This is a genomic window from Kitasatospora sp. NPDC048239, from assembly GCF_043202015.1.
Classification (GTDB): domain Bacteria; phylum Actinomycetota; class Actinomycetes; order Streptomycetales; family Streptomycetaceae; genus Kitasatospora.
The window spans coordinates 51434-70072 of the sequence record NZ_JBICZP010000012.1 but is presented as its reverse complement, the minus strand read 5'-3'; the positions used below and the strand labels follow the sequence as shown (position 1 = coordinate 70072).

The 18639-nt window shown below is 72.2% G+C and carries 12 protein-coding genes and 1 pseudogene; 4 read left to right on the top strand and 9 right to left on the bottom strand.

The window, feature by feature from the left end; genetic code table 11:
* Positions 1-50: 50 nt before the first annotated feature.
* Positions 51-1352, bottom strand: a complete 1302-nt coding sequence (locus ACGFZP_RS27870) for an extracellular solute-binding protein (protein WP_392938274.1) — start codon at positions 1350-1352, stop codon at positions 51-53.
* Positions 1353-1769: 417 nt separating this feature from the next.
* On the bottom strand, positions 1770-2795 hold the full coding sequence (locus ACGFZP_RS27865; protein WP_392938272.1) for a LacI family DNA-binding transcriptional regulator: 1026 nt from the start codon (positions 2793-2795) through the stop codon (positions 1770-1772).
* A gap of 309 nt (positions 2796-3104) precedes the next feature.
* Between ACGFZP_RS27865 and ACGFZP_RS27860 the strand changes: the two genes are divergently transcribed.
* Positions 3105-4079 (top strand): glycoside hydrolase family 6 protein, encoded by a 975-nt coding sequence (locus ACGFZP_RS27860; RefSeq protein WP_392938269.1) that lies wholly within the window; start codon positions 3105-3107, stop codon positions 4077-4079.
* Between the two features lie 266 nt (positions 4080-4345).
* On the opposite strand, the gene ACGFZP_RS27855 is transcribed toward ACGFZP_RS27860, so the two are convergent.
* The 3 genes from ACGFZP_RS27855 to ACGFZP_RS27845 all read right to left on the bottom strand — a co-directional run bounded on the left by ACGFZP_RS27855 (position 4346) and on the right by ACGFZP_RS27845 (position 10421).
* Positions 4346-6079, bottom strand: a complete 1734-nt coding sequence (locus tag ACGFZP_RS27855) for an RICIN domain-containing protein (RefSeq protein ID WP_392938266.1) — start codon at positions 6077-6079, stop codon at positions 4346-4348.
* Between the two features lie 440 nt (positions 6080-6519).
* Complete coding sequence (locus ACGFZP_RS27850) at positions 6520-9225, bottom strand: beta-L-arabinofuranosidase domain-containing protein (protein WP_392938264.1); 2706 nt, start codon at positions 9223-9225, stop codon at positions 6520-6522.
* Positions 9226-9620: 395 nt separating this feature from the next.
* Entirely contained in the window at positions 9621-10421 is an 801-nt protein-coding gene (locus ACGFZP_RS27845; protein WP_392938261.1) for a helix-turn-helix domain-containing protein, read from the bottom strand.
* 101 nt (positions 10422-10522) lie between these two features.
* Here ACGFZP_RS27845 and ACGFZP_RS27840 point away from each other — a divergent pair, with 101 nt between their 5' ends.
* Positions 10523-11338 (top strand): phytanoyl-CoA dioxygenase family protein, encoded by an 816-nt coding sequence (locus ACGFZP_RS27840; protein ID WP_392938258.1) that lies wholly within the window; start codon positions 10523-10525, stop codon positions 11336-11338.
* On the top strand, positions 11335-11667 hold the full coding sequence (locus tag ACGFZP_RS27835) for a hypothetical protein (protein ID WP_392938255.1): 333 nt from the start codon (positions 11335-11337) through the stop codon (positions 11665-11667). The genes ACGFZP_RS27840 and ACGFZP_RS27835 overlap by 4 nt, the downstream gene beginning before the upstream one ends.
* On the opposite strand, the pseudogene ACGFZP_RS27830 reads toward ACGFZP_RS27835, so the two are convergent.
* Both ACGFZP_RS27830 and ACGFZP_RS27825 read right to left on the bottom strand, forming a co-directional pair.
* Positions 11654-12019 (bottom strand): annotated as a pseudogene (locus ACGFZP_RS27830) (MFS transporter); the annotation flags it as partial. The gene ACGFZP_RS27835 and the pseudogene ACGFZP_RS27830 overlap by 14 nt on opposite strands.
* A gap of 30 nt (positions 12020-12049) precedes the next feature.
* Complete coding sequence (locus tag ACGFZP_RS27825) at positions 12050-13501, bottom strand: GH1 family beta-glucosidase (protein WP_392938252.1); 1452 nt, start codon at positions 13499-13501, stop codon at positions 12050-12052.
* Between the two features lie 361 nt (positions 13502-13862).
* Between ACGFZP_RS27825 and ACGFZP_RS27820 the strand changes: the two genes are divergently transcribed.
* Complete coding sequence (locus ACGFZP_RS27820) at positions 13863-14885, top strand: LacI family DNA-binding transcriptional regulator (RefSeq protein ID WP_392938249.1); 1023 nt, start codon at positions 13863-13865, stop codon at positions 14883-14885.
* Positions 14886-15031: 146 nt separating this feature from the next.
* On the opposite strand, the gene ACGFZP_RS27815 is transcribed toward ACGFZP_RS27820, so the two are convergent.
* Both ACGFZP_RS27815 and ACGFZP_RS27810 read right to left on the bottom strand, forming a co-directional pair.
* On the bottom strand, positions 15032-16816 hold the full coding sequence (locus ACGFZP_RS27815) for a glycoside hydrolase family 6 protein (protein WP_392938247.1): 1785 nt from the start codon (positions 16814-16816) through the stop codon (positions 15032-15034).
* Positions 16817-16828: 12 nt separating this feature from the next.
* Positions 16829-18394 carry a cellulose binding domain-containing protein gene (locus ACGFZP_RS27810; RefSeq protein ID WP_392938244.1) on the bottom strand — a complete coding sequence of 522 codons (1566 nt, stop codon included), beginning with the start codon at positions 18392-18394 and terminating at the stop codon, positions 16829-16831.
* Positions 18395-18639: the final 245 nt, after the last annotated feature.

The following is an 18639-nucleotide window of genomic DNA, read 5'->3' as shown; positions in this document are numbered from 1 at the left end:
ACAGCGCCGGGGGTGGGGGTGGCGCGCGGTCCGCACGGCCCGGCCCGCGGCTACTGGACGGTGCTTCCGATCTGCTTGACGGTGGAGGCCCAGGCCTCCTCGGAGCTCAGGTGGTTCTGCTCCATCAGCTGCACGCCGTTGCCGAACGCCCCGTGGAAGTCACCGTGGTGCGGCCCCGTCTCGGCCGGCTGGATGGCCTTGGCGGCGGTGGAGAAGATCTGCCCGGTGGGGGCCTTCGGGCCGATGTACGGGTTGGTGAAGTCCGTGACGCCCGGGAGCGCGTACGCCTTCTGGTTGGAGGGGATGTTCCCGACCTTCTGGAAGACCTTGGCCTGCTGCTCGGGGGCGGTGAGCCAGACGGCCAGTGCCTGGGCCTGGGCCACGTGCTTGCCGGAGGCCGGCACGGTCAGGAACGAGCCGCCCCAGTTTCCGGCGGCGGGGGCCTGTGCGATGTTCCACTTGCCGGCGTTGCCCGGGCCGGAGTACTTCTCGATGTTGGCCTGCTGCCAGGACGGGCAGACGGTGGTGGCGAACGTGGAGTTGGAGAAGGCCGTCTGCCAGGGGGTGTCGAACTCCTTGAGCCCCTGGGTGAGGCCGGCCTGGACCGCCTCGGAGGCCAGCTTCCAGCCGTTCTTCACACCGGCGGAGTCCTGGTAGACGGCTTTGCCGTTCCTGTAGTACTGCTCGGTGCCGGAGGAGACCACACCGTTGTACAGGCCGGTGGCGGTGTCCATGAAGAAGGTTCCTTTGGGGGCCTTGGCCTGGTACTGGCGGCCGGCCTCGACGTACTTCGCCCAGTCGCCCGCCCACAGGGCACTGACCGCCGCGGGGTCGCCGGGCAGGCCCGCCGCCTGGAAGAGGTCCTGCCGGTAGCAGATCGCCATCGGGCCGACGTCCGTGCCGAGGCCGACGGTCCTGCCCTGGGCGGTGGTCGCCTGCTTCCACTTCCACGGCAGGTAGGCGTCCTTGTCCACGCCCTGGGCGCGTGACAGATCGCTGAAGGCGCCGCTGAGCTGGTCGGAGGTGGCGAGCGCGATCCGGCTCACCTCGAGGGCCTGGATGTCGTCGAGCCCGCCGCCCGACAGCCGGGTCTGCAGGGCGGTCCAGTAGTCGCCCTCCACCGTGGTGGCGTTCTCCTTGATGGTGATGTTCGGGTGCGTCTTCATGTACTCGTCGAACAGCCCGGACTCCTTGTAGCCGAAGGTGCCGAAGTCGCCCACGGTGAGAGTGATCTTCGCGTTCGGGTCGTCCGAGCCGGACCCTCCGGAGGAGCATCCGGTGACCAGGGCCGCGGTGGCGGCGGCGGCCGACAGGAGTGCGGGGGCTCTGCGGGAACGGCTGCGCAGGAACATGGGCTTCTCCAGGAGCGGTAGAGGGACGCGGGATGGGCCGCGCTCGCGACGCCGGGAGCGACGCCGGGAGCGGGGCCGCGAGTGGTCGCGCGGGGGTGCGTGAGGACGTGCGGAGGGGGTGCGTGAGGGGGTGCGTGAGGGGCTGAGGTGAACTCGGCCCGATGGGGGCTCCGGAGCGCCGACCGAGGCGTGGGAGCGCTCCCAACCCGGAACCCTGCTCCCTCGACGAGAGACTGTCAAGGGGTGGTGCAGCAGGGGCAGTTGAGTCGGTTCGCCAGCTGGGGCGGGGGCGATCGCCGCCCCGATGCCCGGTCGCCCCCGGCAGGCTCGGCCGCGGCGCGCGGATCGCCCGTCGGGCGGGGGCGACGGCGGAGGGCGGGGCAGGCGCGTTCGGGGCGGGGTCTGTTTCGGGTGAGGTCAGCCGGCGGTCGGGGGCGCGGACTCGCGGACGGTCAGGCGGGTGGGGAGGACGAGGGGGCTCGGGTCCCGGCCGTCGATGACGGCCACGAGCATCCGTGCCATCTCCAGTCCGAGTGCGCGCACCGGCTGGTGCACGGTCGTCAGCGGCGGGTCGGCGTACAGGGCGCCGGCGAGGTCGTCGAAGCCGACGACCGCGACGTCCTCGGGCACCCGTCGGCCGTGCCGGCGCAGGGCGCGCAGCGCTCCCAGCGCCATGCCGTCGTTGGCCGTGAACACCGCGTCGACGTCCGGACGGTCCGCGAGCAGCCGCTCCATCGCGGCCTCGCCGCCGGCCTGGGTGAAGTCGCCGGACGCCACGCCGGCGGCGGACCGGCCGGCCAGGACCAGTGCCTCGCGGAAGCCCTGCTCGCGGGCGACGGCGGCCTGGAGGTCGACCTGCCCGGTGATCATCGCGATGTTCCGGCGTCCGCCGCGCAGCAGGTGTTCGACGGCAAGGCGCGCGCCGCCCCGGTTGTCCGGGTCCACGTACCACCGGGGCGTGCCCGTCAGTGGCAGGCCGCCGAAGACCACGGGCAGGTCGGTCTCCTCGGCCAGTCGGCCCAGGGGGTCATTGCCGCGCACCGCCATCAGCATCACGCCGTCCGCCCGGCGGGAGCTCAGGATCAGCCGCAGGCGCTCCTTGCCGCGGGGCGTGTTGGCCAGCAACAGGACCAGTTCCAGGTCCGTCTGTTCGAGGTGGGAGCTGACGCCCACCGTCACCTCGGCGAAGAACGGGTCGGCGAACAGGCCGGGCTCGTCGCTGGACACCGCCAGCACGACGGCACCCGCGCGCCGGGTCGCCAGCGCCCGCGCGGTCGGGTTCGGCACGTAGCCGAGCTCGCGGACCGCCCGCTCCACCGCGGCGCGCTTGGCGGCGCTCACGTACGGCACGTTGTTGATCACCCGGGAGGCCGCGGTGCGTGACACACCGGCCCGTGCGGCGACCTCGTCCAGCGTCGGCCGGCGTGGTGGGGACGTCTCCATGGCGGTGGTTGATCCTCCTGGTACCGGCGGGCGCTCTCCGGACCCATGGTTCCACGGACATCCCGTGCCGCCAGGGCAATCGACCGAACTCACTCGCTTCCGCGGAGTGGAAGCGCTTCCACAGGGCGGGCCGACAGGGCTCGGCTTCCGCGCGGACGGCGCGGACTCCGGCTGATTGCCAGCCTGCGTGACAACAAGAAGCAGTTGCGGCAGGCGTCTTGACGCCGGGTTCGGAGTGCCCCAATCATCTGGAAGCAGGAAGCGCTTCCACCCTCCCATCCCCCACCCCCACCCCGTGGAGGAAGCACCATGCGCCGATTGCTCCGTACGCGCTCCCTGCTCATGGCCCCAGTGCTGAGCGCCGTCCTTCTCACACTCCACCCCGGGACCGCCCACGCCGCCGACCCCACCACCATGACCAGCGGCTTCTACGTCGACCCCGACTCCTCCGCGCGGCGGTGGGTCAACGCCAACCCGGCCGACGGCCGGGCGCCCGCCATCCGGTCGTCGATCGCCGACGTGCCGACGGCGCGCTGGTTCGGCAACTGGAGCGGCACCATCGGTACGGCGACCGGCGCCTTCGTCGGCGCGGCCGCCGCCAACCGCAAGCTGCCCGTCCTGGTGGCGTACAACATCCCCAACCGCGACATCTGCGCCGGCCAGTCCGGCGGCGGGGCCGGCAGCGCCGCCGACTACCGGACCTGGATCGCCGCCTTCGCCGCCGGCATCGGCAACCGGCCGGCGGTGGTCATCCTCGAACCCGACTCGCTCGGCGACGAGAGCTGCATGAACGCGGCCCAGATCACCGAGCGCAACGCCCTGCTGAGCAACGCCATCGCGCAGTTCAACGCCAAGGCCCCGAACACCTGGGTCTACCTCGACGCAGGCAACCCCGCCTGGCTGAGCGCCGACACCATGGCCCGGCACCTGGCCGCGGCCGGGGTGAGCGGAGCGCACGGGTTCTCGCTGAACGTGTCGAACTACGTCACCACCGCGGAGAACACCTCCTACGGCAATGCCGTCAACGCGGCCCTGAGGTCCGCGAAGGGCTTCACCAAGCCCTACGTCATCGACACCAGCCGCAACGGCAACGGATCCAACGGCGCGTGGTGCAACCCGGCGGGGCGGCGCACCGGCCGGCCCTCGCAGGTCGGCGGCGGCGCCGAGATGCTGCTGTGGATCAAGGCACCCGGCGAGTCCGACGGCAACTGCGGCGTCGGCGCCGGATCCACCGCCGGACAGTTCCTGCCCGAGGTCGCCTACAAGATGATCTACGGCTACTGACACGGACCGACGCTCCGGGGGACCCCTCGGGTCGAACGGGCCGCGTGGCGGTTGCGGAGCGCGGCCCGACGTCGCGGGGCCTGCAGTCCGGCCACGGCTTCTCCGGGTGGAATGCCGCCCGGGCCGCAGCCGCGGGCGAACTGCTCGACGAGGTGGCCGCACGCCGCGGCGCACCCGGGCCCGGTCCGCAAGGACCGGGCCCGGGCACGCGGGCGCGGATCGACCGCAGCCGGCCCGCCGAGGACGCCTCGGCCGACTGCGTGCGTCTACTTGAGCGGCGTACCGCCCGCGTTGTGGTAGGCGATCGTCTTGTTGATCAGGTTTCCGCCGTCGGACTCGACTCCGGTCTGTTCCTGATGTCCCGCACCGAACAGGAGGGCGGCGACGTGTGCGTTGGCCACCTGGTCCATGTGCGAGAAGAACCAGTCGACCTTGTCGTCCTTGTAGTGGTTGAGGGTGTTGTTCTGCGCCATGTTGCCCACGGGGATCTGCCACAGGACCACCGGCTTGCCCACCGACTCGGCCATCGTCCGGTACCACCCCAGCTCGGCGGCGGCCTTCTGGTCGTTCCAGAAGGTGTCACGGCCGCCGTGCTCCGGCTTCGCGTACCAGCCCGCGTCCCGGTCCACCACGTCGGCGACCAGGAAGTCGGCGTTCTTCGCCCCGAGCTCCGTGTAGTCCTTGGCGCAGCCCTGCATGTTGGTCGTCCAGTCCCAGCAGGTGAGGTGGAGCCCCGCGCCCGTGTTCGGCGCGTACTTGTGCGCCATCGCGATCAGGCAACCGGCCAGGCCGGCGGCGCTGTTCTCCTGCGATCCGCAGTCCGTCGGGTTCGAGGCCGTGACCTGCGCGGCGACCTTGTGCGGATTGCCGAGGGAGCGGACGTAGCCCCAGAAGTCGGGCTCGATGTCGATCATGTCCTGCGACGTGCCGATCTTCTGGAGGAAGAAGCGGTAGTCGTTCATGTAGCGGGTGAGCAGGTCGGTCCTGTTGATGGCGACGACCTCGCCCGGACCGTCGCCCTGGCCGGCCAGGTCCCCGAGGTCGCGCAGCGAGTACCAGGTCCAGAAGTACTTCTGCGGGCGCGGCTTGCCCTGGTACGTCGCCTGGGCCACGTGGTCGTCGCCCCAGGTCACGTAGAAGCCGGGCGCCGTGGTCTCGCCGCTCCAGCAGCCCCACCAGCTCGACCACTCGGCCTTGCAGCGCGCGGCCGTGTAGTAGTCCGACGAGGGCGCGGGCTGGCTGTGCACGTAGTTGTACCGCACGTCGAACGGCGCGGCGGTCGCCGAGGCGTCGTTCATCGAGCCGCCGATGAGGACCGTGCCGCTGCCCATGAAACGGGTCGCCGAGGCGCCGCCGCTGCCACCGGCGGGAGGAGATGAGGCCGACGGCGACGCGGACGCGGACGCGGAGGGCGAGGGCGGGCGGGTGCCGCTCGGCGCCTGGCCTGTCGGAACGCTGCTGCCCGGCCTGGCGGGCGTGGTGGACGCGGCGGGCGTGGTGGGTGTGGCAGACGTGATGGGTGTGGCGGTGCTGCCGGAGCCCCCCGCACTGCCGGTGCCGGCGATGCTCCCGGCCGGGACGAGTTGCCACTGCTGGTTGGCGCCGCCCCAGTCGTGGTACTGGGCGACACGGCCCCCGTCGGCCTTGGATCCGTCCTGGACCTCGAGGGCCATGCCGCTGTGGCGGTTGATCAGACGCAGGTAGCCGTCCGAGGACTTCTCCGGGCGGAACTGCTGGTTGGTGCCGTTCAGATCGTGCCACTGCACCATCGTGGAACCGGCGGTCTTCGACCAGCCGTAGTCGTCCAGCACGTTGCCGGAGTTGCGGTTCTGCAGCCGGTAGTAGCCGTCACCCGCGTCGATGAACCGCCACTGCTGGTTGGTCCCGTCGTGACGGCTCCACTGCACCACCGCCGCACCGTCGTTCGTGGCGTAGTTGAGGCCGTCCAGCGCCTCGCCGCTGTTGCGGTTGACCAGTACGTACCACGCCTTCGTGTCCACGGTTCCCGCTGAGGCCGTGTTGACCACGACCACGGAGCCGCCCACGACAACAAGGCCGACGGCCGCCCAGAAGCTCCGGCGGTGGACCAGCCGACGGCGACGGTGCGCCTGTGGCTGCCCCGGAGTCTTCGAGCCGAACGACGGGAGGCCGCGGCGGGCGCGGGCGCCGGCGGGAGACGCCTCCGAGGGCGTGGGCGGGCGAGGGGAAATGTCGGTGCTCTCTTTCGGCCGCTGCCTCTGACCGGACCGCTTGCCCGGACGACACCTGGTTGCCACCGGCCCCGGGAAGGTTGCCGCGGCTCGCGAGATTCCTTCCTGGCGAGGGAGGCACCGGTGCGGTAGGCGTCGGTGGGCGTCCCGGCAGGTCGGTGTGCCGGAGGGTGCGGGCCCGGCCGGAGGAGCGAGGGACCGCCCCGTTGCCCGCCCGTGGCTCGGCCCGGTCAGAGAAAGCGCCAGAGGTGGTCGGCCGTGCTGTTGTCGTCCCACAGGACGACCTGGGCACCCGCGGTGGTCGACGCCCCGGAGACTCCCAGGACTCGGCCGCTGACGGCCGACTGGAGGCGGAAGGTGTCGCCGCCGCCGTGCCGCAGGCGCCACCGGTGGTCGGCGGCTCCGTCGTCGGCCCACTGGACGATCCTGGCGCCGTTCGCCGTGCCGCCGCCCTCGACGGCGAGGACCTTGCCGCTGTTGGAGTTCCTGAGTCGCAGGTAGCCGCCGGTGTCGACCACCGCGGTCCACAGGTGGTCGGCGGTGCCGTTGTCGTCCCACTGGATCGCCGTCGCACCGTCTGCGGTCGACATGCCCAGCACGCCGAGCACGAGGCCGCTGGCCGCGTTCTGGATGCACCGCGTGCCGGTCGGCACGAACCACCACCGGCCGGTCGGCGAAGAGGTGTCCGCGACCTGCACGGCCGGCGCCCCCTGGGCGAGGGAGCCGCCGGCGATGCCGAGCAGCTTGCCGCTGTTGGCGTTGCGCAGTCCGTGCGCGCCGTCGGCCGCCTCGACGACGGACCACCGGTGGTCGGCGGTTCCGCTGTCCGACCACTGGAGCACCTGGGCGCCGTCGGCGGTGGACATGTCCTGCACGCCCAGGACCCTGCCGCTGTTGGCGTTGCGCAGGCGCAACGCGGTGCCGTCGACCACGAGCGCCCAGTCGTGGTCGGCGGTGCCGTTGTCGCCCCACTGGAGGGCGGGAGCGCCGTCGGCCGTGGACATGTCCCGGATGCCGAGCAGCAGCCCGCTGCCCGCGTTGAGCAGACGGAACCCGCTGCTCCTGGTACTCCAGTAGACGGTGTAGTTGAAGCCCTGTGCCTCGTGGAACGGGACGAGGGCGACGGACGAGCCGTTGGCGGTCGCGGTGAAGGCGAGGCCGGACGAGCCGGTCCGGGCGATCGACGCCGGGTCGAGGGCCGGGAGCGCGGCGAGATCGGTACTGCCGTAGTCGCCGCACAGCACGACGGGGCCGTAGGTGACCGCGGCGACGTCCGGGTTGTCGTTGGCGGCCCGGAGCGCGGCACGCATGGGCAGGGTGACGGTCACCGTGTCGCCGGAGGTCCACGAGCGGGTGACGGTGGCGTAGGTGCCCGGCGTGGTGGCGATGTTCTGCACCGTGCCGTTGACGCTCACGGTGGCGGCGGACGTCCAACCGGGAATGCGGACGCGCATCGACCAGGTGCCGCCGGCGCTGCCGGTGACCCGGATCGTGGTGGTGTCCTGTGCCGGGTACGCGGTGGTCTGGGTGACCGTGATGCCCCGTTCGGCCCAGGTGAGGACGGTGGGCACGAACAGGTTCACGATGAGGGTGGTGCCGTCGTGGAAGTAGACGGAGTCCGCCAGTTTGGTGTTGGACTCCATTCCGCTGCCCTGGCAGCACCAGAAGCTGTCGTAGTCGGTGCTCCAGGTGCCGCCGCCCCAGGCCGGGCCCACGCCGCGGCGGCCGCCGGGCCTGAGCGGGGTGAAGTAGGTGACGTGCCCGTGCGGGTCGGCCGGGTTCTGGGCGCCGATGACGTGGTTGAGCAGGGTGCGCTCGTAGAAGTCGAAGTATGCGGCTCGGCCTGGGTCCAACTGCCAGAGCTCACGGGTGAGTTTGAGCATGTTGTACGAGTTGCACAGCTCGCAGGTGTCGTTGGTCAGGTAGGCGGAGATCGCGCCCGGCGCGCGGAAGTGCTCGGCCTGGCTGTTCCCGCCGATGGCGTAGGAGTGCGCGGTGGTGCAGATCGTCCACGCGTTCGCGGCGATGCCGTGGTAGCGGGCCGTTCCGGTGGCCAGGTACTCGCGGACGGCGCCGATCCACTTGGGGACCTGGGTGTTGGCGTGCAGGCCGCTCAGCTCGTCCCGGCCGGCGGCCAGCGGGTCGAACACGGCGGCGTGGTCGAAGCGTTGGGCGACCGTGAGCCAGCGCCTGTCCCCGGTCTGCAGGTGGAGGTCGGCCAGGACGGCGTTCATTCCGCCGAACTCGGTACCCATGAGCGCCTGCATCTGACCCTGCGTGAGCGCGCCGGTGCGCCGGTCGACCCAGGCGGCCAGCGCCAGCAGGACGTCCCGGGCCTGGGTGCTGCCGATGAGGCGCCACACGTCGAGCAGTCCGGCCATGGTCTTGTGGACGCAGTAGTACGGCACGTTGCCGTTGTTGAGCGAACCGGACTCCAGCCGGGCGAAGTCCGTTTCGGGGAAGCCCGAGAGGTATCCCGGGGTGAACCCGGCGGCGGCGTTTCCGGCCTGGCACGTGGCGAGCTCGGCCACCATGTAGGTGGCCTTGTCACGGCAGGTGGTGTCGCCCGCGCCCGCGTACGCCTGGGCCCACGCGCTGAGGAAGTGCCCCTGCACGTGGGTGCGGAAGGGGAACGTCGGGGCGTCCCAACCGCCGCCGGCGGTGGCGGCATTGGTGGACAGGCGGTGATTCGCACGGAAGTTGTACAACAGGCGGTCGACGTCGACGAAGCGCAGGTACGCCAGGGTGCGGTTCTGGTTGTCGAGCCACCGACCGGTGGTGAGCCGGACCTGGCCGAGGTCGAACGGCAACGCCGAGACCTCGACGGCGGCCGCCTCGGCGGCTGTCGGGGCGAGGCCGAGGCCGGCGGCCGGCGTGAGGGCAAGAGCGCCGGTCGCCTTGAGGAGGCTGCGGCGGCTCAGGGGGGAGTACGGCATCGCGAGTGACCTGTTCCTTCCGGGGTGGGGCGGAGGAGATCGGCTCGTGCATCGATCTGTTAGCGCTAACAAATCTGCCTTCGGGCACGCGGCGCAGAGGGGCCGGTGAGGGGGCGGCGAAGGGGCCGTCGGAGCGCGGAGAGCGTGAAGACCGGCCGCCGACAGGTGTGCCACGTTTATAGCCCCGGCGTGTCGGCACTGTCCAGAGTGCGACGGCAAGCCGTGGGGCCCGGTAGACCGACCGGCAGGCCTGGGCACCACGCCGGTCGATGCCGACCTGCGCCCCGCGGCGGTGCCCGACTTCGGCGTCCGCACCACCCCCGGCGGCCCGGCCTTCGACGGCGCCCTCGTCAGGCGCGCTGCGGCTGCGGCTGCGGCCGCGGGCGGTCGGGCGGCTACCGGGCGGGCGTGGTGCCGGGCCCGGGCCGGGCGGTGCGGATGGTGCGGGGGGAGGCGCCGAGTTCGCGGCGGCAGGTCTTGTTGAAGGCGTGCAGGTCGGGGATGCCGACGGAGGCGGCGATCGCGGGGATGGAGAGGGTGGTGGCCCGCAGGAAGTGGCGGGCGCGTTCCATTCGGCGGGCGCGGATGTAGCCGACGACGGTTTCCCCGGTGGCGGCGCGGAACAGCCGGGTGAGGTGGTTGTGCGAGACGCCGGCGGCGCGGGCGATCTCGGGGACGGTGAGGGGTTCGGCGAGTCGGGCCTCGATCAGGGCGGTGGCGGTGGAGAGCGCCGGGTGGACGGTCGGGCGGCCGGGCTCGCCGGGAGGGGTGAGTACGGCGATCCGCCACAGCGCGGACCAGACCTCGGCGGCGGCCCGGGCGGGGGTGTGCGGCCAGGCGGCCAGCGCCTGGCGGAGCCGGGCGGTGAGCGGGTCGAGTTCGGCTCCGGCGGCCTGGATCACGGGGATCCGGTGCGGGTTTCCGGCGGTGCCGAGGCGCAGGTGGACGTAGAAGTGCTCGGAGCGGCCGCGGTAGCGGTAACGGACCTCGGAGCCGGGCGGCACCAGGCTGACATGGCCGGGCCGGATGCTGTGCGGGGTGCCGTCCACCGCCAGGTCGGCCTGGTAGCGGTAGAGGTGGAGTTGCCACAGGTCCGCCAGCGAGAACACGTCCACGTGGCCGGCCGGTCCGTGCACGCCGATGCCGACGTCGGCGAGGGCCGGTGGCTCGTCGAGACGGGCGAGGACTGTCTGCATGGCCACGAGTTGTACCACTCGCGGGCGATGGTGAAAACAGACCAGTGGAGGGTGAACCCGGCCCACGCGGTGGCGGGTCGACCGGACCTAGCGTGGCAGCCATGGAGAAGACGGAAGTACTGCTGTCGTCGGTGCAGATGGCGCGCTTCGTGGCGCGGGGATCGCTGCGGCTGGATGCCGTGGTTCCGGCGGAGATGAACGCCGAGGGCCTGGCGGCCCTGGCGGCGGGAGTGCCGGACGTGCCGTACGGAACGCCGGTGTCGCAGTCGTACGCGGAGGGGTCGTTCGTCCGCCGCCTGCTGGAACTTCCGCAGGTGGCCGGGGCGGTGCGCAGCCTGGTCGGCCCGGAGCCGTGGGTGGACCACCATGCGGTGCACGTCCGCGAGCCGCGCGGCGGTTCGGCGCAGCCGCTGCACGGGGACGCGATCATCGACGTCCGGCCGGACGCGTTCGACGTGCAGCTGATGTACTACCCGCAGGACGTGACGCTGGAGATGGGCGGAACGCTCAGCGTGCCGGGCAGCCACCTGCGGCGGACCAACGAGTCCGACACCGGCCGCTACCAGAACCTGCGCGGCCAGGACCGCCTGGTCTGCCCCGCCGGGACGGTGGTGTTTCTGCACCACGGCCTGTGGCACGGCGGCCGCCGCAACGACAGCGACACCGTCCGCTACATGTTCAAGATCCGCTTCAACCCGAGGGTCCGCCAGCAGCTGCTGTGGGACACCTCCGACCTCCACGACCCGCTGGTGAACGCCGAGTTGGACGCGGTCTTCCCGTGGTACGAGTGGGCGACCGGTCGGCTGGAGCGGTACAACCGCGTCCTGCTGTGGCGGGAGCTGACCGGAAATCCGGGCTACGACCTCGACCACTGGGTGACCAGGGTCTCCAACCGCCCGAAGGAGAAGGTGGCATGACGACCGCGACGACCCCCACCGCACGGACCGGCGAGGCCGCCGTGCTGCGCCAGCAGGTGCTCGTGCTCTACCTGGCCGACTCCCGGCTGGACTCGCACGTGGTCGGCTGGACGCGCTACGACGGCACCGGCCGCACCTCGCCCACCACGGGCGACAGCGACGAACCGCCGTACGGGAGCGGGGTGGAGGCGCTGTGGGACGGCTGGCGGCTGTTCCAGGCCGCGCAGCTGATCCCGCCGTACCCGGGCCACGAGTACGACGTCTCCTTCCTCAAGCACGAGTACTTCTTCGAGCGGATCGTCAACGTCCACCAGCCGGAAGCCCGGTAACGCGGGGCGACGGACGGCTGCCCGCGCCCGCCCCCGCCGCGAGGAGCAGGCAGACGGTCATTCCCGCGCTGGACACCGTGATGATGGCCTGGGGCGAGAAGCGCAGCGCGATCGGCGCGACCAGGAAGCGGCCGACGGTCATCATCAGCCAGTAGACCGACGTGGCGGTCGCGGCGATCCCGGCGGTGTACCCGACCGTCTCCGGTTGGGTGGGCTCCCAGCCGCCGACGCCCGCCTCGATCCCCACGTGGAGGACGTACAGGGTGACGAACACGGCGAGCACCGAGCCGAGGCTGCGGCGGCGCACCGGTCCGCCGTCCGGCTCGGCGCCGGGCAGGCCGCCCGGCACCGGCCGCGTCCGCACGGCTCCTTCGCGGAGGCGCTACCCGCCGGCCGGCGGGTGCAGCTCGCCGGTCCGGGCCACCCGGGCGTACCAGCGCGCGCTGGACTTGGGGGTGCGGGTCTGGGTGGGGTAGTCGACGTGCACCAGGCCGAAGCGCTTGTCGTAGCCGTACGCCCACTCGAAGTTGTCCAGCAGGGACCAGGCGAAGTAGCCGCGCACGTCCGCGCCGTCGGCCGTCGCCCGGTGGAGGGCCGCCAGGTGGGAGTGGAGGTAGGCGGTGCGTTCCGGGTCGTGGACCGTGCCGTCCGCGCCGACCTCGTCCTGGTAGGCGGCGCCGTTCTCGGTGACCATCAGCGGCAGGTCGGGGTGGCGGCGGGCGAGGTCGGTCAGCAGCTGGTGCAGGCCGGTGGGGTCGACGGCCCAGCCCATCGCGGTCCGCTCGCCCGGCGCCGGATGGAAGCCGACCCGGTCCGCCCCCGGCCAGGGCGAGGACGAGCCGCCGCCGTGGCCGTCCTCGCGGTCGGGTGAGGCGTCCTCGGCCGTCGCGGAGACGACGGTGGGCGTGTAGTAGTTGACGCCCAGCCAGTCCAGCGGCCGGTGGATCTCCTTCTCGTCGCCGGCTCGGACGAAGGACCAGTCGGTGAGGTGGGCCGTGTCGGCCAGCAGGTCCTCCGGGTAGGCGCCCTCCAGCATCGGGTCGAGGAAGACCCGGTTGCCGACGGCGTCGATCCGCCGCACCGCGTCCTGGTCGGCGGCGGAGGGGGTGAGCGGGCGCAGCGCGTGCAGGTTGAGCGAGACGGACACCTGGGCGTCGGCGGGCAGCACGCCGCGCAGCGCCGAGACGGCGAGGCCGTGACCGAGGTTGAGGTGGTGGGCGGCCCGCAGGGCGGCCACCGGGTCGGTGCGGCCGGGGGCGTGGACGCCGGAGCCGTAGCCGAGGAAGGCACTGCACCAGGGCTCGTTGAGGGTGGTCCAGTGGCCGACCCGGTCGCCGAGGGCCTGGCCCACCAGCGCGGCGTACTCGGCGAACCGCTCGGCGGTCGTGCGTTCGGGCCAGCCGCCGGCGGACTCCAGCTCCTGCGGGAGGTCCCAGTGGTAGAGCGTGGCGACGGGGACGATGCCGTGCGAGCGCAGTTCGTCGGCGAGGCGGCGGTAGAAGTCCAGGCCCCGCTGGACGCCCGGGCCGTGGCCGGTGGGCTGGACGCGCGGCCAGGAGACGGAGAAGCGGTACGCGGTCAGCCCGAGTTCGGCCATCAGCCGGACGTCCTCGCGGAAGCGGTGGTAGTGGTCGACCGCGATGTCGCCGGCGTGGCCCTGGAAGACCTTGCCGGGGGTGCGGCAGAAGGTGTCCCAGATCGAGGCGGTGCGGCCGTCCTCGTCGACGGCGCCCTCCACCTGGTAGGCGGAGGTGGCCGCGCCCCAGAGGAAGCCGGCCGGGAACCGGGGCGGGGTGGTGGCGGCCGGGAGGGGACGGGAAGGGGGAACGGGCACGGGCTGCTCCAACGGTGAGGAGGTTCGGCCTTCGGACGTGGTGGAGATCACGCCGATGGTGAAGGTGTTACCGAGGGCGTTGCGGAGGAAGCCGTTGTTCCCACGGGTCGGAGGTGGCGGGACCACCGGTGGCGGCTCCCGGAGGCCGGTGTGGGAGCGCTCCCACTCCATATCCGGAAGGTTCCTGCCTCAGCTGATCCGATGTCAAGAGAAGAGGCCGAAATGCCCGGAGGTGCCGGCGGTCGGCCGGTCGACGCGGCCCTGAACCCGGACGGTCCGTGGCGGTGCCGGGCCCAGGTGACCTACGATCCTCTGCCAAGCGGGTGCGAGACCGGTGGCGGCGACAGAAGGCGCGTGGGCAGTGGGCGGACGGCAGACCGGAAGGCCGACCCTGGAGGAGGTCGCGGCCCGGGCCGGGGTCGGGCGCGGCACGGTGTCCCGAGTGATCAACGGCTCGTCGCGGGTGAGCGAACAGGCGAAGGAGGCGGTGGGCCGGGCCATCGTGGAACTGGGCTACGTGCCCAACCGGGCGGCCCGGGCGCTGGCCGGCAGTCGGACGGACGCGGTCGCGCTGGTCGTGCCGGAGACGGAGGCCCGACTGTTCGCGGAACCGTACTTCCTGGACATCATCCGCGGCGTGAGCGCCGAACTCGGTGCGGCGGACAAGCAGTTGCTGCTCACCCTGATCCGCACCGAGCAGGAGCGGCAGCGCTTCGAGCAGTACCTCGCCGCCCAGCGGGTGGACGGCGTGCTACTCGTGTCCGTCCACCGGGACGACCCGCTGCCGGACCAGGTGCGCGCGCTGGGCCTGCCGACCGTGCTGAACGGACGCCGTTCGCCCCAGGAGCCGGTGGCGTACGTCGACTCCGACAACGTGGGGGCCGGCCGTTCGGCGGTGGAGCACCTGGCCGGGCGCGGGCGGCGTCGCATCGCCACCATCACCGGCCCGCCGGACATGGACGCCGCCGAGGGCCGGCTGGCCGGCTACCGCCAGGGGCTTGCGACGGCCGGCCTGCCGGTGGACGAGGGCCTCGTCGCCGCAGGGGACTTCACGGAGGAGGGAGGCCGCCGGGCGATGCGGGAACTGCTGGATCGCCGCCCTGATCTCGACGCGGTGTTCGCGGCCTCGGACCTGATGGCGGTCGGGGCCCTCGCCGTCCTGCGGGCCAGGGGGCTGGACGTGCCCGGCGACGTCGCGCTGGTGGGCGTCGACGACTCGCCGGTGGCCCGCCACCTCGACCCGCCGCTGACCACCGTCCGCCAGCCGATCGAGCAGATGGGCCGCATGATGGCCGGGCTCCTGCTGCGGCAGATCGCGGGCGAGGAGGCGGAGCCGTCCCGGCTGGTGCTGCCGACGGAGCTGGTGGTGCGGCAGTCCTCCTGACCGGCCCGGAGCCGCGTTGGGCCGCGCTGGGCCGTTGGGCCGCGTTGGGTCGCGTTGGGCCGTCCGGAGCCGCCCAGAGCCGTCCGGAGCCCCCGGCCGTCCGGAGCCGCGCGGGGCTCCGGACGGCCGGGGTGCTCAACTCCGCGTCACAGCGCCGGGTAGGCGTTCTTCAGCAGCTCCTGGAACTGGGCGGAGAACCACTCGCCGGACAGCGGCGCGTCCGGCAGCGCACCGGACATGTGGTTGTTGTTGCGCGGGTTGCCGGTGTACGTCGGGTCGCACATCCCGTCGAAGCCCTTGCCGTCGTTGTTGGGGATCTGCTTGCTGGCCCCGTCCGACTCGCCCGGAGGCTTCATCCAGACGTACGCGTCGATTCCCGGGGCCGGGGCCGCCTGCGGCCGCTCCCCGAGGCCCGCGCCCGCCTGGTTGCACCAGTTCCCGGTGTTCAGTCGCCGGTCGTAGCGCCCGCCGTCGACATAGGCGTCGACGCCGGTCCGCGGCCCGGGCCCGGCCGGCCGGGCGGTGCCGCCCCAGCCGTTGCGCGAGGTGTCGATCAGCATGCCGAGCTTGGGGTCGAAACCCAGCGAGACCAGCTTGGCCCGCAGCCCCTGCGCGTAGGAGAGCTCGTCGACGTAGCGGTTCCAGTCCACCCACGTGGACTGGCGGACGGAGGTGCCGTTGACGCTGTCGTCGATGGTGAAGTTGTTCTCCTTGAGCGTGCTGTAGTTCGCGGTGTTGACGATGAAGCCGTGGACGTTGGCGACGGTGGAGCCCTCGGCGGTCGCCGCCTGCTTGAACAGCTCGGCGGAGGGGCCGAGGTTGTCGTCCCAGCCGAGCCAGCCGTGGTGGCCGGCGTCGGCGTAGTTGTACACGTTGGGGATGGCGCCGAGCTTCTTGAGCGCGTAGCCGATGCCCTTGATGTAGTTGCCGTTGGCCTTCATCACGTCGCAGGCGGGCGTGGCGGTGGCACGCGGCGTGGTGTTGGTGACCAGGTTCGGCAGCGAGTCGAGTTCCACGGTGGTGACGATCCGCAGGCCGGCGTACTTGGGGTCGGCGAGGACGGCCGCGATCGGGTCGATGAACTCCGTCTTGTACCGGTCGATCTCGGTCGGGCCGAGCTCGCCGTTGGAGGAGAGGGCGGCGCAGTCCCGGCCGGGCAGGTCGTAGACCACCAGCTGGACGACGAGTTCGCCGTTGCCCTTCTGGCGCAGCGCCTCGTCGAGGTGGGCGCGCAGCCCCATCCTGCCGTTGGCGCCGGCGATCGTGGCGATCCGGTCCAGCCAGATGCCGGTCGCCTGGCCGGCGACCTTGGCGCCGCCGGGCTCGGCGGCGGCGTGCGCGGACCACTCGGGGTTCACGTAGACCTTCGCGCCGGCGTACGGGTTGTCGACGCGGGTGCCGGTCGGGGTGGTGGGCGTGCCGGTCGGGGTGCTCGTGGGCGTGCTCGTGGGCGTATCGGTCGGGGTCGTCGTGGGCGTCGTGGTGGAGCCGTTGCAGGGCACGCCGTTGAGCTTGAAGGCGGTGGGGACGGGGTTGGCGCCGCTGTAGGACCCGTTGAAGCCGAAGGAGGTGGAACCGCCGGTCGCCAGGCTGCCGTTGTACGAGACGTTGCGGGCCGTGGCGGCGGCCCCCGACTGGCTGATGGTCGCGTTCCAGCCCTGGGTGACCTGCTGGTTGCCGGCGAAGGTCCACTCCAGGGTCCAGGAGCTCAGCGGGTCACCGGTGTTGGTGACGGCGACGTTGGCACCGAAGCCGGTGTCCCACTGGTTGGACACCTGGTAGTCGACCTTGCAGCCGGCCGAGGCGGCGCCCGCCGAGGTGGACAGTACGGTGGCGGTGGCGCCGGACGCGGTCAGCAGGCCGAGGGCGGCGAGCAGGGCGGTCCGGCTGCTGCGCAGCCGGTGGAGGGTGGGGCGGGTGGGGTGGCTCATGGGGAGTCCCTTTCAGTGTCCGTCGAGGGCGCGAAGGTGGTCGCGCAGTCCGAGGCCGAAGGCGGTGGGGGTACCGTCGTAGCCGCTGATCAGGGCAGGACCGGAGGTGCAGTCCCAGGTGTTCCAGGTCCAGCCCAGGTAGGAGAGCCCGCGGTCGTCGGACCACTTCATGACGCGGTCGACGAACCCGTGCCCGCAGGTGTTCTCGCCGATCTCGCCCGCCACGAGCGGGACGCGGGCGGCGACCGGCGCCAGAGTCGAGCTCCAGCAGGTCTCGTCGGCACAGGAGTTGAAGTTGTAGACGTGCCAGGCGGCGGCCAGTTGGCCGGTCGGGTCGGAGGGCGCGTGGGCGAGCCAGCCGCTCAGGTCGTTGGCGTAGGCGATCCCGGGGACGAGCACGACGTTGCGAGAGCCGGTCGCCCGGACGGCGTCCAGGAGGTCCTGCATGCCGGCCACCTCGTAGCCGATGCCCGGGCAGCTGCCGCCGTCGCGCCAGCAGGTCCAGGCCTGCTCGGCGGTGGCGGTGGCCCGGTCCGGGTAGGGCTCGTTGAACAGGTCGAAGACCACCCGGGGGTCGTCCTTGAAGGTGTTCGCCACCGAGGTCCAGAAGGCCGGGGTGTAGCGGGCGTCCGGCATCGGCTTCTGGCAGGAGGCGTGCACGTCCGAGCAGCCCGCCGAGTTGCCGGTGTACTGGCCGTACGTCCAGTGGAGTTCGACGACGGGGGTCATTCCGTGCGCGAGGACGCGGGCCACCAGCTCCTTGACGGCGCCGATGTAGGCGGCGCCGCGGTACTCGGGCCGGATGTTGTCCAGGCCGAGCCAGCACTCCTCGTTGAGCGGGATGCGGACGGCGTTGGCCTTCCAGTCCGCGATGGCCCGCACGGCGGTGTCGTCCACCGGGCCGTCGAAGATGCCGTGGCCCTGGACGCACATGAACTCGCCGCCGGAGCGGTTGACGCCGAGCAGACGGCGGGTGGCGCCGCTCCGGTCGGTCAACCGGGTGCCGCTGACGCCGAGTTCGGGCGCGCCGGCGGGCTGGGTGGGGGTGGTGGTGGGGGTGCCGGTCGGGGTCGGGGTGCCGGTCGGGCTGGGGGTGCCGGTCGGGGTCGGGGTGCCGGTCGGGCTGGGGGTGCTGGTCGGGCTGGGGGATGATCCCGAACCATCGGAGCAGGAAAGGCCGTTGAGGGTGAACCTGGTCGGTGCCGGGTTGGCGCCGGACCAGGAGGCGGTGAAGCCGAGGGTGACGCTCGCACCGGTCCCGAGCGAGCCGTTCCAGCTCTCGTTCGCGGCCGTGACGTCGGTGCCGGACTGGGACCAGGTGGCGCTCCAGCCCTGGGTCAGCTGCTGGCCGCCGGTGAAGTCGAATCCGAGGCTCCAACCACTGGTCGGTGCAGCGTTGTTGGTGATGACGACGGATGCCTGGAAGCCGCCGTCCCACTGGTTGACCGTGGAGTAGGCCACGGAGCAGCCGGGCGGAACGGCGGTGCCCTGGCCCGCACCCGCCGCGGCGGACACGGCACTCACCAGGGTGAGGACCGCGCCGCCCAGCAGCGCTGTGAGGGGTGGGGGGTGTCGCATGAGCGACTCCTTACAGCGAGGACACGCCGTTCCCGGCGCGCCGACTGATGGAACCGCTCCCACTGGTGGGCACCGACCGTAGCGCCAACTGCCGCCAAGTAAAAGAGGAGTTACCGGGATTCGTGGGCAGAGGCGTTCGACTCGTCAAGCCTCTTGACCGGCTCACGGCGATCCCTCAAAGTGGGAGCGCTCCCACTGGTCAAGCACTGTCGTGGAACGTCCGCGGCCACCCGTCACAGCCACGG

Excerpts from the sequence above, each read along its gene's own strand:
- ACGFZP_RS27870 (WP_392938274.1), bottom strand. The coding sequence starts at position 1,352 with ATGTTCCTGCGCAGCCGTTCCCGCAGAGCCCCCGCACTCCTGTCGGCC.
- ACGFZP_RS27865 (WP_392938272.1), bottom strand. The coding sequence starts at position 2,795 with ATGGAGACGTCCCCACCACGCCGGCCGACGCTGGACGAGGTCGCCGCA.
- ACGFZP_RS27860 (WP_392938269.1), top strand. The coding sequence starts at position 3,105 with ATGCGCCGATTGCTCCGTACGCGCTCCCTGCTCATGGCCCCAGTGCTG.
- ACGFZP_RS27850 (WP_392938264.1), bottom strand. The coding sequence starts at position 9,225 with ATGCCGTACTCCCCCCTGAGCCGCCGCAGCCTCCTCAAGGCGACCGGC.
- ACGFZP_RS27845 (WP_392938261.1), bottom strand. The coding sequence starts at position 10,421 with ATGCAGACAGTCCTCGCCCGTCTCGACGAGCCACCGGCCCTCGCCGAC.
- ACGFZP_RS27840 (WP_392938258.1), top strand. The coding sequence starts at position 10,523 with ATGGAGAAGACGGAAGTACTGCTGTCGTCGGTGCAGATGGCGCGCTTC.
- ACGFZP_RS27835 (WP_392938255.1), top strand. The coding sequence starts at position 11,335 with ATGACGACCGCGACGACCCCCACCGCACGGACCGGCGAGGCCGCCGTG.
- ACGFZP_RS27815 (WP_392938247.1), bottom strand. The coding sequence starts at position 16,816 with ATGAGCCACCCCACCCGCCCCACCCTCCACCGGCTGCGCAGCAGCCGG.
- ACGFZP_RS27810 (WP_392938244.1), bottom strand. The coding sequence starts at position 18,394 with ATGCGACACCCCCCACCCCTCACAGCGCTGCTGGGCGGCGCGGTCCTC.